The sequence below is a fragment of the Lachnospira intestinalis genome (assembly GCF_040095895.1).
Lineage (GTDB): Bacteria > Bacillota > Clostridia > Lachnospirales > Lachnospiraceae > Lachnospira > Lachnospira intestinalis.
On the sequence record NZ_JBBMFS010000004.1, the window covers coordinates 77,902 to 91,706 of the forward strand.

General features: G+C 41.9%; 10 protein-coding genes. All 10 read left to right on the top strand.

The annotated features are described in order from the left end of the window. Positions 1-144: 144 nt before the first annotated feature. Positions 145-2,550: an AAA family ATPase gene (locus WMO37_RS05980; protein WP_349154560.1), complete on the top strand. Its 2,406-nt coding sequence runs from the start codon at positions 145-147 to the stop codon at positions 2,548-2,550. Beyond that, positions 2,540-3,625, top strand: a complete 1,086-nt coding sequence (mcrC, locus tag WMO37_RS05985; RefSeq protein WP_349154561.1) for a 5-methylcytosine-specific restriction endonuclease system specificity protein McrC — start codon at positions 2,540-2,542, stop codon at positions 3,623-3,625. Before WMO37_RS05980 ends, mcrC begins: the two co-directional genes overlap by 11 nt. Before the next feature lie 5 nt (positions 3,626-3,630). Continuing rightward, positions 3,631-4,920, top strand: coding sequence for an HD-GYP domain-containing protein (locus tag WMO37_RS05990; RefSeq protein WP_349154562.1), 1,290 nt, complete (start codon positions 3,631-3,633; stop codon positions 4,918-4,920). 140 nt (positions 4,921-5,060) lie between these two features. Further along, positions 5,061-5,792: a FadR/GntR family transcriptional regulator gene (locus WMO37_RS05995; RefSeq protein ID WP_022431441.1), complete on the top strand. Its 732-nt coding sequence runs from the start codon at positions 5,061-5,063 to the stop codon at positions 5,790-5,792. Positions 5,793-6,175: 383 nt separating this feature from the next. Continuing rightward, on the top strand, positions 6,176-7,516 hold the full coding sequence (locus tag WMO37_RS06000) for a GntP family permease (RefSeq protein ID WP_227090183.1): 1,341 nt from the start codon (positions 6,176-6,178) through the stop codon (positions 7,514-7,516). 305 nt (positions 7,517-7,821) lie between these two features. Beyond that, on the top strand, positions 7,822-9,573 hold the full coding sequence (ilvD, locus tag WMO37_RS06005; protein WP_022431443.1) for a dihydroxy-acid dehydratase: 1,752 nt from the start codon (positions 7,822-7,824) through the stop codon (positions 9,571-9,573). A gap of 174 nt (positions 9,574-9,747) precedes the next feature. Then, positions 9,748-10,620: a DUF3737 family protein gene (locus WMO37_RS06010; RefSeq protein ID WP_349154563.1), complete on the top strand. Its 873-nt coding sequence runs from the start codon at positions 9,748-9,750 to the stop codon at positions 10,618-10,620. Then, positions 10,621-11,784 carry a MalY/PatB family protein gene (locus tag WMO37_RS06015; protein WP_349154564.1) on the top strand — a complete coding sequence of 388 codons (1,164 nt, stop codon included), beginning with the start codon at positions 10,621-10,623 and terminating at the stop codon, positions 11,782-11,784. A gap of 230 nt (positions 11,785-12,014) precedes the next feature. Continuing rightward, complete coding sequence (locus tag WMO37_RS06020) at positions 12,015-13,349, top strand: ATP-binding protein (protein WP_349154565.1); 1,335 nt, start codon at positions 12,015-12,017, stop codon at positions 13,347-13,349. Between the two features lie 189 nt (positions 13,350-13,538). After that, complete coding sequence (locus tag WMO37_RS06025; RefSeq protein WP_349154566.1) at positions 13,539-13,793, top strand: cysteine-rich small domain-containing protein; 255 nt, start codon at positions 13,539-13,541, stop codon at positions 13,791-13,793. Positions 13,794-13,805 lie beyond the last annotated feature (12 nt).

Here is a 13,805-nt window from a genome sequence, read left to right on the forward strand (position 1 = left end):
GATTTTCAATAATTTAAAATAAATTCTTTATATAAATATGCGGATAAATGTTTTCCACAAGAGACAAAGTGTGGAAATTGTGATATGATAAGTATAGAAAATATTGTAATTTGGCAATAAGCCGGCTTAGAATTGGGGGTTCATATGATAAACAGACAGAAGCTGTCCGCGGCACTTGAGGAATATAAAAAAGATTTTGACAGTGAGTGGCAGGACGAAAAATACAAGTGGCAGGCAGTAAAATGTTTTCAGGATAACTGGGATATCGATGCAGGGGATTTTGCATCAATGCTAGCAAAATCACTGGAAAAAACGGCGAATCTGCTGGCATCAATGAATAATTTTCCGAAAAAAATGATACTACAGTACGCAGGGGAAGAAGCGGAAACGGTCAGGGCGATGTTTCTGCGCCTTTATGATGAATCCAAGGAAGTGACAGGACGCATTTTGCGGTTCCAGTCCGATGCTCAGGAACTTTGTGAACGTTTATCGCCGGGATATGTGCACTATCAGCGTCCTATGGCAATTACGGCATATCTGTGGCTTAAATACCCGCAAAAATATGAAATGTATAAATACAGTGTCAGTAAGGCGGCGGCAGAATATCTTGAAAATCCGTATAAGCCGGTAAAAGGACATACCGAGGAAAACATCAAAGAAAATACTAAAATGATTGATGAGATTCAAAGGGCTGTAATACAGGATACGGAACTGACGGCGATGTATGAAGCGAAGCTTGATACAGAGTGCTGCCCGGACAAAAGTTACAGAATGATTGCCGCAGATGTTTTATACTATATAGCAGGCAGGCTTTCTAGAAAGGAAAAGCAGGCACAGGAAAAATGGATTGGTACAGATTATAATCCGGGGATATCAGCAGAAAAATGGGAAGAATTGTTTGAAAATGAGAAAATTTTTAATCAGACGAGCTGGGAAATTTTATACCGTTTTTTGGATTACGGCGGCATGGCAACGTGTAAGCAGCTTGCGGTTCAATACGGGGGAACAGCCAATTTTTATAACAGCGGGGCAACGGCACTGGCAAAAAGAGTGTCAGAGTATCTGAATCTGGATACAGAACAAAAGGAAAAAGACGGGACAAAGCGGTACTGGACAATCCTTTTTGTCGGAAGAAATGCGGAAAACAGCGAGGACGGTGTCTTTGTCTGGAAACTGCGTGACGAATTAAAGGCAGCACTTAGAAATGTGGATTTTTCAGACACGCAGTTATATGCGGAACGCTCCGATATGGATACAAACGGTACCAACTACTGGTGGCTCAATGCCAATCCGAAAATCTGGAGCTTTGCGGACATTGATGTGGGTGAAGAACAAAATTACACCATGTACAACGAGAACGGCAATAAGAGAAGAATTTTTCAAAATTTTCTGGCGGCAAAGGAGGGCGATGTTATTATCGGATATGAGTCGTATCCGGTCAAAAAAATCGTTGCACTGTGCAGGATTACAAAATGCAATGATGGCGAAAATCTGTATTTTGAAAAAACACAAGAACTGACAGCACCGATTGATTATGCAGTGTTGAAAGAAGCACCGCAGCTTGAAAAAATGGAATATTTTATGAATCCGCAGGGAAGCTTATTTAAGCTGACAAAGGGACAATACCATTTTATTATGGATATAATCCGTGAGGAGAATCAGAAAAATCCGATTGCCGCCGGTGAAAAATTCACACCGTATACCAAGGACGATTTTTTGTCAGAGGTTTATATGACATCGGAAAAATATGATGCCTTAAAAGGACTGCTGTATAACAAAAAGAATATTATTCTGCAGGGTGCGCCGGGGGTCGGAAAAACATTTGCGGCGAAAAGACTGGCATATTCGGTCATGGGTGAAAAAGACGATTCAAGAGTGGAACTGATACAGTTTCATCAGAATTATTCCTATGAAGATTTTATTATGGGCTATAAGCCGTCAGGACAGGGGTATGAACTGCAGACAGGCATTTTTTATAAATTCTGTCAGAAGGCGGCAAATAATCCGGAAAAACCGTACTTTTTCATTATTGATGAAATTAACCGCGGAAATATGAGTAAGATTTTCGGGGAACTGCTCATGCTGATTGAAAAGGATTACAGAGGGAAAAAGCTGATACTGGCATACAGCGGCAAGCCGTTTTCTGTGCCGAAAAACATTTATATTATAGGTATGATGAATACGGCGGACCGTAGCCTGGCACTGATTGATTATGCACTCAGGAGAAGATTCAGCTTTTTTGCGATGGAGCCGGGTTTTCAGACGGAGGGCTTTCAGGCATATATGAAAAAGCTTGACAACGACACTTTTACGGCATTGATTGAAAAGATACAGGAGTTAAACCGCGAGATTACAAAAGATGCGTCACTGGGGGCAGGCTTTTGTATCGGACACAGCTATTTCTGCGGACAGGAGGAGTGCAGTCAGGTATGGATGCAGTTGGTGGTGGAGTATGACATTTTACCAATGCTTGAGGAATACTGGTTTGATGAGCCGTCTAAAATTCAGAAATGGCAGAATGTGTTAAGAGGGGTATTCAATGACGAATGATAAGGGCATTTTAATCAAAAATATTTATTATATGCTGACTTATGCGTTCCAGACTCTTCGGCGGTCTGATTTTGACACGGTAGCGGCGGAGAAATTTGAAAATATCCACGACCTGTTTGCCGCAATTCTGGGAAAGGGCGTGGCATATCAGCTAAAGCAGGGATTATACAAAGAGTATATTTTGCAAACAGAGGAACGGACAGCACTCCGGGGAAAGTTAAAGCTACAGGAAACGATGAAAAACCGGATACGCCAGCGGCAGAAGCTGTTCTGTGAGTATGATGAACTCTCGGAAAATAACCTGCTCAATCAGATTTTAAAAACAACCATGCTCATACTGCTTCACCATGGAAATGTAAAGCCGCAGAGAAAGGCACTATTAAAAAAGAATCTGCTGTTATTTGAAAATGTGGATACCATTTCTATAAAGCAGGTCCGTTGGGAAAAACTGCGGTATCAGCGGAATAACCAGAATTACAGAATGTTAATAAATATCTGTTATCTGGTAGCAGACGGACTGCTCCTTTCAACGGAAAAAGGAGAGGTAAAGCTGGCGGAATTTTTGGATGAACAGGCGATGTACCGTTTGTATGAAAAATTCATTTTGGAATATTACCGGTACCATCACCCGGAATACCGGGCGAATCCTGATGTGATTCCGTGGAATGTCGATGACGGTGTGACAGCACATCTTCCAAATATGAACACGGATATTACATTAAAATCAGGGGAAAAGACCTTGATTATCGATGCAAAATATTATGCCCATACGATGCAGACGGTGTATGATATAGAAAAAATCCGCTCGGATCATCTGTATCAGATGTTTGCATATGTAAAAAATCTCGACAAAAAAAATACAGGAACGGTGGCGGGGATGATTTTATATGCAAAGACACAGGAGGAAATAATACCGGGGAATCGGTACGTAATGGGCGGTAATATTATCTGGGTGCGGACACTGGATTTGAATCAGCCGTTTACACAGATTGCGGGACAGCTTGAAAAAATCGCAGAGGATTATTTTGGGGAAAATGTAATGGAACAGAATGCAGATTCCATAATAAGGAGGTAGAACAGATGCAGTATTTTAAGTTACAAATCGGATGTATGCTGATCGTGCTTTACGTGGCATTTATTTATATCCGTGAGAAGTATGAATATAAAGTAAAGCAGAAAGAGCCGGTATTTGAACTGCTTTTGATTACGGGAATCCTAAGCATTGTATTTGACGGGGCAACGGCATATACCGTAAATTATCTTGATAAAGTGCCTGGGCTTGTCAATGCTGTGCTTCATGCCTGCTTTTTGTGCGGACTGGATACACTGTCATTTGTAATATTTTTATATATGTACGATATAACAAGAGGAGTGCCAAAAAGCAGAAAAATAAAGACATTAATCATACTGCCGCTGGCAATATGCATTGCAGTAGTGATTCTGTTTATGCCACAGCTGGAGTACCGTTCCGGCAGAATTACCAATTATTCCATGGGAATTTCTGCGTATACCTGTTTTATTATGGTCGCTGTTTATATGCTGGGAACGGTCATTCTTCTGGTAAAAGGCTGGAGAAATATGGGACATCATAAGCTGATTACGCTGACGACCTGTATTGCGGCGGCAAATGTGGTGACGATTTATCAGATGATTTATCCTGAATCGCTCATATCCTGTCTGGTGCCGACATTTGTCATTATCGGTTCTTATCTGAATGTTGAAAATCCGCTGTTCACAAAGCTGCAGGCGCACAACCGTGAAATGGTCATGGGCTTTGCAACATTGGTGGAAAACAGGGATGGCAGTACAGGAGGGCATATCCGCAGAACAACGACATATGTAAAGCTTCTGGCAGAAGAACTGCAGAAAAGGGGAATGTATAAAGAACAGCTGACACAGGATTACATAGAAAATCTTACCATAGCCGCGCCAATGCACGATGTTGGAAAGATTGCCATACCGGATGCTATTTTACAAAAACCGGGCAGGCTCACAGATGAAGAATTTGCCATTATGAGAACGCATACGGAAAAAGGCGGAGAAATCATAAAAGAAACGTTTGGACATATCGGTGACGGTGAATATGAAAAAATGGCATATGAGGTTGCAAGGTATCATCATGAAAAATGGAATGGAAAAGGGTATCCGCAGGGGATGGCCGGAGAGGATATTCCGTTATGTGCAAGGATTATGTCGGTAGCAGATGTATTTGATGCGGTTTCCGCCAAAAGATGTTACAGGGATGCGATGCCGTTAGAACAGTGCTTTGAGATTATTGAAAAGGGCAGCGGACAGGATTTTGACCCTGACATTGCGGAAGTATTTCTGGATATGAGAGAACGGATTGGGCAGGTAGTGGGGGCAATCTGATGGATTCACGCATGGATAATAACTGTACTGCTTTTTTGGAGTTCTAATATTGACATGGATTGGCAGCCGGTTGTATGCTTATAAATATCAGAAAACAGACATAGATATTTGCAAACAGAAATAAAAGGACAGGTTATACGATGAACGGATTTGATAAAATGAATAAAAAACTGCTGGCTTCACAGGTAGAAGATGCATTAATGGACGATATTTTAAATAAGCCGGTTCCGATTGGGGAAAAAATCCCGAATGAATATGAACTGGCAGAAATGTACGGTGTAGGGAGAAGCACAATCCGTGAAACAGTAAAAAGTCTGGTATCCAAGGGCATTTTAGAGGTGCGGCAGGGTTCGGGAACGTATGTTATCGGAACAGATACACTGGAAAATGATCCACTGGGTTTTTCTAAATATGAAGATAAGTATAAGCTGGCACTGGAGCTGTTTGAAGTCCGCTTAATGCTGGAACCGGAGATTGCTGCGCTCGCCGCCCAGAAAGCGACAGAGCAGGATAAAGAAGAAATTGTGCGGCTGTGTGATGAGGTGGAGAATTTCTATCGTGCCGGAAAAAATCATACAAAAAAAGATCAGGCATTTCATGCGGCGATTGCAAAGGCAAGTGGTAACAGTGTGGTAGAGTCACTGATGCCGACAATTCACACGGCGATTATTACATTCGTCAATCTGACCTATCACAAGCTGATGGAAGAGACAATCCAGACACACAGGGCGGTTACGGAAGCAATTGTGCAGGGCGATTCAGTCGGCGCAAAATGTGCCATGATTATGCACCTGACCTATAACCGGCAGATGTTGGTGAAAATGATGCAGGAGCGCAAAGCAGGCAATAAAACAGACGATAATAAAGAATAATAAAAACAATAAATCGGTTGGTAAACAGCAGGGAAAACGAGAGGAAAAATTTGTAAAAAACATCAGACAATTTATGCAGGCAATGTTAAAATATGGAATTATAAAATGAATAGTTGTGCAAAAATCACAAAAAAAAGACGGATTACAACGGTTAATCCGTCTTTTTTTAGTACAAAAAACGAAAATAAAATAAATACATCGGAGGTATTGACATTTGTACAAACAAAATATAGAATAAAATCAACAAATACATCAGACGTCTTATGAATGTTATTCGTTGTTTTACACAACGCAATGCATTACTAATTAAAATGAAAGTTTCAAACAGGCGGAAAAGGTATGATGTTTTACGGAATACGGCTTCCGCGGAAATGGAGGGTATTATGGACCAAACAACAAGATTGATTCTCGCGGCGGTAGTGGGAATGATTTTATTGCTCGTTCTCATTATCAAATTTAAGATTCATGCAATGCTGTCAATTCTGATTGGCGCAATTACAATCGGTCTGATTGCAGGAATGCCGTTTTCACAGATTGTTACGGCAGTCAATGACGGTATCGGTAACACATTAAAGGGGATAGCCCTGTTAGTAGGTTTAGGAAGCATGTTCGGTGCAATTCTTGAAACATCGGGCGGCGCACAGACACTTGCCGTTACAATGGTCAACAGGTTTGGCGATAAAAAAGCGGCATGGGCGCTGGGTATTACAGGACTGGTTATTGCAATGCCGGTATTCTTTGATGCAGGACTGATTATTCTGATTCCACTGGCATTTTCGCTGGCAAAAAGAACAAAACGTTCCACACTTTATTATGTTATTCCGTTATTGGCAGGACTTGCCGTAGGACATGCATTTATTCCACCGACACCGGGACCTGTACTGGTTGCAACGATGTTGGGCGTTGACCTTGGCTGGGTTATCCTTATTGGTATTGCCTGTGGTACGGTAGCAATGATTGTAGCCGGACCGGTATGGGGGTCTATCTGTGGAAAGAAATACATGGTTGAAGTACCGGAGCACATTCAGCAGCAGGAAGATATTGATGAATCAAAGCTTCCGAGCTTTGGACTGGTTGTAACCATTATTCTGATTCCACTGGTACTGATTATTTTAGATTCTCTTGCAGGTGTAGTGGGATTTTTGACACCCGTGGCAGGCATTCTGGGATTTTTAGGCGAGCCGTTTGTGGCACTGCTGATTGCAACACTGGTTGCGATGTATTTCCTTGGAACAAGACACGGTTACACACTGGCAGAACTTGAAAAGATACTCACAAAATCTTTAGAGCCGACAGGTCTGATTCTTTTAGTAACAGCCTGCGGCGGTGTATTAAGATATATGCTTCAGTATTCAGGACTGGGCGATGTTATCGGAAATGCCGTTTCATCAGCCGCACTTCCGTTAGTTGTGGTAGCATTTATTGTTGCCGCACTCGTAAGAATCTGCGTAGGTTCTTCTACCGTAGCTATGACTATGGCAGCAGGCATTATTGCTGCAATGCCGGAAATTGCGACACTTTCACCGCTTTATCTTGCCTGCATTACCGCAGCAGTAGCCGGTGGCGCAACGGTCTGCTCCCACTTTAACGATTCCGGTTTCTGGCTGGTACGTTCATTAGTCGGACTTGATGAAAAAACGACATTAAAGACATGGACCATTATGGAAACACTCGTTGGCGGAACAGGATTTTTAGTAGCACTGTTGATTTCATTCTTTGTATAATGTGTAAAAACTAGCGATGGCGGTTTGGCTTTAAGCGGAAAAACGCCATGCACGACAGATTTGTGCCGCAGGCATTACAAATCTGTTTGTATCGCAGAATTGAATAAATTCAGTTTGCGATTACTTTGACATTAAAATGCCTGCAGAAAAGAGGATTATTGTGAAAAATCACACTGAGGTGCTGATTTTTCACAGGGATATTTGTTTCTGAGCAAAAACAAATATCCCTGATTGCAGATGAGAAATCGCCTGCGCGAATTTCTCATCGCATCTTTGCAACAAGTTGCTCAGAAAAGAGGATTATTATGGAATTAAAAAGTCAGGAAATGAGAAAACTTGCACCGGAGCTGGATCCGTTAAGAATCGGAACGGGCTGGAAGCGTGAAGATTTATCAAAACCACAGATATTTATAGAAAGTACGTATGGTGACAGTCATCCGGGAAGCGGTCATTTAAACATTTTAGTAGAAGAAGTACGAAAAGGTGTTGCACAAGCCGGCGGATTCGGTGCAAGATATTATGTAACAGATATCTGTGACGGCGAAAGCCAGGGTACAGACGGCATTAATTTCAGTCTTGCAAGCCGTGAAATGATTGCCAACATGATTGAAATTCAGGGCAACGCAACCGTATCTGATGCCGGTGTTTATCTGGCAAGCTGTGACAAGGGTATGCCGGGCAACCTTATGGGACTTGCGCGTGTCAACATTCCATCCGTAGTTGTTCCGGGCGGTACGATGAATGCAGGACCGGAAATGCTGACTTTAGAGCAGCTCGGTATGTACAGCGCAAAATATCAGCGCGGTGAGATTGACGAAGAAAAATTAGACTGGGCAAAATGCAATGCTTGTCCAAGCTGCGGTGCATGTTCCTTTATCGGAACGGCTTCTACAATGCAGATTATGGCAGAAGCACTTGGGCTTGCCCTTCCGGGAAGCGCACTCATGCCTGCTACAAGTCCGGATTTACTGGCATATGCAAGAGAAGCCGGAAAACAGGCAGTCAAACTCGCTTACATGGAAAATATGAAACCGTCCGATATTGTAACGATGGAAAGCTTTGAAAATGCAATCCTTGTGCATGCTGCAATTTCAGGCAGTACAAACTGTCTGCTTCATATTCCGGCACTGGCACATGAATTTGGAATAGAAATTACAGGCGATACATTTGACAGACTGCACCGCGGCGCGCATTACCTGCTTGATGTCCGTCCGGCAGGAAGATGGCCTGCTGAAACATTTTACTATGCAGGCGGCGTTCCGGCGATTATGGAAGAAATCAAGGAACATCTGCATTTGGATGTTATGACAGTAACAGGAAAGACACTCGGCGAGAATCTGGAAGATTTAAAGAAAAACGGATTTTATGAGCGCTGTGAAAAGTGGCTTGCACAGTTTAACGAACGGTACAACACCAACATCACCCGCAAAGATATCATACGTCCGTACGATGAAGCAATCGGCACGGAGGGCAGTATTGCAGTCTTAAAAGGAAATCTTGCACCAGAGGGCGCAGTCATTAAGCATACAGCGTGTCCGAAGGAAATGTTTAAGGCAGTTTTAAGAGCCAGACCATTTGACAGCGAAGAAGAATGTCTGGACGCAGTGCTTCATCACAAGGTACAGAAAGGCGATGCGGTCTTTATCCGTTACGAAGGCCCGAAGGGAAGCGGTATGCCGGAAATGTTTTATACCTCCGAGGCAATCAGCAGTGATAAAGAACTTGGAAAGAGTATTGCGCTGATTACAGATGGACGTTTCTCAGGCGCCTCAACCGGTCCTGTTATTGGACACTGCAGTCCGGAAGCTGTAGACGGCGGTCCGATTGCCCTCGTTGAAGAAGGCGATTTGATTGAAATTGACGTAGAAGCAAGAAAGTTAAATATTATCGGTATCCACGGCGTGAAAATGACCGAAGAAGAAGTGCAGGAAGTATTAAAACAGCGCCGCCTTGCATGGAAACCGAAAGAACGCAAGTACAAGAAAGGTGTACTGAGGCTGTTTAGTGAACTGGCAGCCAGTCCGATGAAAGGGGCTTATCTGGAATACGATAAGTAAAATCCTATCTTTTCCTAATATAAATGATGCAATCCGCAAGGCTGGGTATCCGGTCTTGCGGATTTGCCGTTGTATTGCATGATATAGCGAATAGGTATTTGATATTTACGGCGGACATTGGTATCATAGAAATATTACAGGATAAAATGCAATAAAAGGATAGGTGATAAACGTATGAAACCGCAAAGACAGATAAATCAGGAATATTTAACAGGGGAACGCCCTTTATTTGGGGAATCGGGGCTTCAAATTAACCATACTCTATTTGGGGAAGGCGAATCTCCGTTAAAGGAATGTCATCAGATTGAAATGGAAAACAGTATGTTTCAGTGGAAATATCCTTTATGGTACAGCAGTGATATTGAAGTCAAAGACAGTACATGGGCGGAAATGGCGCGCGCGGGCGTGTGGTATACCAACAACATTCATATCGAAAATGCGCTGATTGAAGCACCGAAGAATTTCCGCAGGTGTAACCAACTGAAGTTAGACAACGTATTTTTACCGAATGCCGCGGAAACGCTTTGGAATTGTAGTAACGTGACATTAAATCAGGTGTGCGCAAAGGGCGATTATTTTGCAATGAACTGCACCGATATGCAGATTGACAATTTTGAACTGGCGGGAAATTACTGCTTTGACGGTGCAAAAAATGTAGAAATCCACCATGCCAAAATGCTGTCTAAGGACGCTTTCTGGAACAGTGAAAATGTGACGGTGTACGACTCTTACATTTCCGGGGAATATCTGGGCTGGAATTCAAAGAATCTGACACTTGTCAACTGTACGATTGAGAGCCTTCAGGGAATGTGCTACGTTGAAAATCTGGTGCTGAAAAATTGCAGACTGTTACACACAACGCTTGCATTTGAATATTCCACGGTAAACGCAGAGATTACGGGAAAAGCGGACAGCATTTTAAATCCGAAGGGCGGTACAATCCGCGCAGATGCAATCGGAACACTGATTTTAGAGCCGGATAAGATAAAGCCGGAGGATACGCAGATTATTTGTGAAAATGTAATGGAAAGGTGGGAAAAATTTTAAATGGAAAATTTATTTGATAAACCGGTAAAACGCAGAGGAACAGGCAGTTTAAAGTGGGACGTTGCCGAAAATGAACTGCCGATGTGGGTTGCCGACATGGATTTTGAAACAGCGCCGCCGGTAAAAGAAGCTATTTTAAAGCGGGCGGAGCACGGCGTGTTTGGCTACACGGACATTACACCGGAGTGGTATAGTGCCTATCAGAGCTGGTGGAAAGACCGTCACGGATTTGAAATGGAAAAGGAGTGGCTCATTTTTACAACGGGTGTCGTTCCGGCAATTTCAAGTATTGTAAGAAAAATGACAACGGTTGCGGAAAATGTGGTGGTGATGACACCGGTTTACAACATTTTCTTTAATTCAATATTAAATAACGGCAGAAATGTGCTGGAAAGCCGTTTAAAATATGAAAACGGCGCATATCAGATTGACTTTGATGATTTAGAGGAAAAACTTGCAAATCCGCAGACGTCCCTGTTGCTGCTGTGTAATCCGCATAATCCTGTCGGAAAAATCTGGGACAGGGAGGAACTTAAAAGAATCGGGGAATTATGCTGGAAACATCATGTACTGGTGCTTTCTGACGAAATCCACTGCGATATTACAGAGCCGGGCAAGGACTATAGTCCGTTTGCTTCGGTATCTGAAACGTGTAAAAATAACAGTATTACATGTGTTGCGGCGACAAAAGCATTTAATATTGCGGGAATCCAGACGGCGGCAGTGATTGTGCCGGATAAAACGATTCGTCACCGTGTCAGCCGCGGATTAAATACCGATGAAGTGGCAGAGCCCAATGTATTTGCATTGACCGCACCGATAGCGGCATTTACAAAGGGCGGGGCATGGCTGGACGAACTGCGTGCATATTTATGGGAAAACAGAAAGACAGCGGAAGCATTTATAAAGGAAGAAATTCCGCAGATTTCAGTTGTAGCGGCGGAAGCAACGTATCTGTTATGGATAGACTGCACACGCATTGCAAAAAAAGAAGACAACCTCTGCGCATTTATCCGCAGCCACAGCGGGCTGTATCTGTGTGACGGCGCGGAATACCGCAACGGCGATGGCTTTTTAAGAATGAATCTTGCCTGCCCGAAAACGCAGGTGGAAGACGGACTGCGCCGGTTGAAGGAGAGCGTGGAGGCGTATTTGGGGAAATAGGGTATATTATAGAATAGGAAATAGCGTTACAAAGTGAAAATGTGGAGAAAAGTAAAATGTATACTCATGAAATGTGATGAAATATAAAAAGCGCTCTCATAAAATGTGGTAAATCATAAGAAATAGGCTTATAAAATGTGGAGAAATGCAGAATACAGGCACATGAAACGTGAAAAAATCATAGGCAATGCGCTTAAAATGTGATATAGTATAAGGCAGGAGGGATTGCCATGTATTTAAAAAGAAAGATTGATGAATTTCTTGTACAGTGGAAAAATAATAAAGACCGCCTGCCGCTGATTGTAAAAGGGGCAAGGCAGATTGGAAAGACCGAATCTATTAATCATTTTGCAAAAAAATATTACAGCAATATTGTTTATATTAATTTTGTGCTTGAACCGAAATATAAAACGATATTAAGTGACGGATATGATGCAGACAGCATTGTGAAGAATATTACACTGCTGGATACCAAAAAAAAATTTATAAAGGATGATACCTTATTGATTTTTGATGAAATTCAGGAGTATCCGGATATTGCCACTTCTTTAAAATCATTTAAGGTGGACGGAAAGTATGATGTCATATGCAGTGGATCACTGCTTGGAATTCATTATCAGAAAATCCACAGTAACAGTGTAGGATACAAAACGGATTATGAAATGTATTCCATGGATTTTGAAGAATTTTTATGGGCAAAGGGCTATGATGATACACAGATTGCGGATTTGCTGAAACATATGATTTTGCAAAAGCCGTTTGGTCAGACACAGTTTGAGGTGTACAAAAAGCTGTTTTTAGATTATTGTATCCTCGGCGGAATGCCGGCGGTAGTCAGACAATATATAGAAACGAACAGTTTTTCAAATACGCTGGAAATCCAGAATCAGATACGGCTGGATTATGAAGAAGATATACGAAAATATGCACAGGGTTTAGAACAGACGAAAATAGCAAGTGTTTACCGGAATATTCCGGTTCAGCTTGCAAAGGAAAATAAAAAGTTCCAGTACAATAAATTGGGAAAAAATGCAAGAAGCAGAGAATATACAGGCTGTATCGACTGGCTTAAAGATGCCGGGGTAATATCCATTTGTTACTGCCTTCATTTTCCGGAACTTCCACTCAAAGGAAATTACGATGAAAATAAATTTAAGCTGTATTATCCGGATACAGGTTTGTTAATCTCAACGTTAGATGAAGAAGCACAGGATGATTTGAGGGCAAACAAAAATCTTGGAATTTATAAAGGGGCATTGTATGAAAATTTTGTGGCAGAAGCATTTTTAAAACAAGGTCTTGGCTTATATTATTATAAGAAAGAAAATGCAACGCTGGAAGAAGATTTCTTCGTGCGGACAAAGGATGTGCTGATTCCGGTGGAAGTAAAAGCCAATAAAAACAGTTCGAAGTCTTTGAATCAGCTCATTTCAAATAAAAATTACAGTGATATTCACTATGGAATCAAGCTGGGGGACAGCAATATTGGTTTTGAAAACAATATTTATACATTTCCTTATTTTTGTGCGTTCCTACTAAAAAGGTATCTTAAAAAGCAAAATTAATAGTTGCTCTGTGTTACCGCATATCTACTCTCCGTAGGTTGTGAACCAATCCGTTCTTATTATAAAATGTAGGGAGCGGGCTGTTTTACATGAATCCCGTAAAAGGGATTGATGACCGCAGAAATGATTATGACGATACACAGCAATTTGTTTTTGCTCAGGAATGAGGATTATTATAGAGGAGAGCGCATGGAAAACAGTTACCGTTATTTTAAAAATGAAAAATGTAAATACTTTCCGTGTCATAAAGTGGAAAAAGAGACAGATTTTAACTGCCTCTTTTGTTACTGTCCGTTAAATCAGTACGAAGACTGTCCGGGCAATCCGCACTTTATCGTACGTGAAAGCGGAAAGAAAATTAAAGACTGCACGTATTGTACTTTCCCGCACCAGCCGGAAAACTATGAAAAGGTTGTGCGGTTTTTGTCGGAGAAGATGAAGTAAGGGAAGAGGTGA

What these genes read in the sequence shown, in the direction of transcription:
- WMO37_RS05980 (WP_349154560.1), top strand. Translation starts at nt 145, where the DNA reads ATGATAAACAGACAGAAGCTGTCCGCGGCACTTGAGGAATATAAAAAA.
- mcrC (WP_349154561.1), top strand. Translation starts at nt 2,540, where the DNA reads ATGACGAATGATAAGGGCATTTTAATCAAAAATATTTATTATATGCTG.
- WMO37_RS05990 (WP_349154562.1), top strand. Translation starts at nt 3,631, where the DNA reads ATGCAGTATTTTAAGTTACAAATCGGATGTATGCTGATCGTGCTTTAC.
- WMO37_RS05995 (WP_022431441.1), top strand. Translation starts at nt 5,061, where the DNA reads ATGAACGGATTTGATAAAATGAATAAAAAACTGCTGGCTTCACAGGTA.
- WMO37_RS06000 (WP_227090183.1), top strand. Translation starts at nt 6,176, where the DNA reads ATGGACCAAACAACAAGATTGATTCTCGCGGCGGTAGTGGGAATGATT.
- ilvD (WP_022431443.1), top strand. Translation starts at nt 7,822, where the DNA reads ATGGAATTAAAAAGTCAGGAAATGAGAAAACTTGCACCGGAGCTGGAT.
- WMO37_RS06010 (WP_349154563.1), top strand. Translation starts at nt 9,748, where the DNA reads ATGAAACCGCAAAGACAGATAAATCAGGAATATTTAACAGGGGAACGC.
- WMO37_RS06015 (WP_349154564.1), top strand. Translation starts at nt 10,621, where the DNA reads ATGGAAAATTTATTTGATAAACCGGTAAAACGCAGAGGAACAGGCAGT.
- WMO37_RS06020 (WP_349154565.1), top strand. Translation starts at nt 12,015, where the DNA reads ATGTATTTAAAAAGAAAGATTGATGAATTTCTTGTACAGTGGAAAAAT.
- WMO37_RS06025 (WP_349154566.1), top strand. Translation starts at nt 13,539, where the DNA reads ATGGAAAACAGTTACCGTTATTTTAAAAATGAAAAATGTAAATACTTT.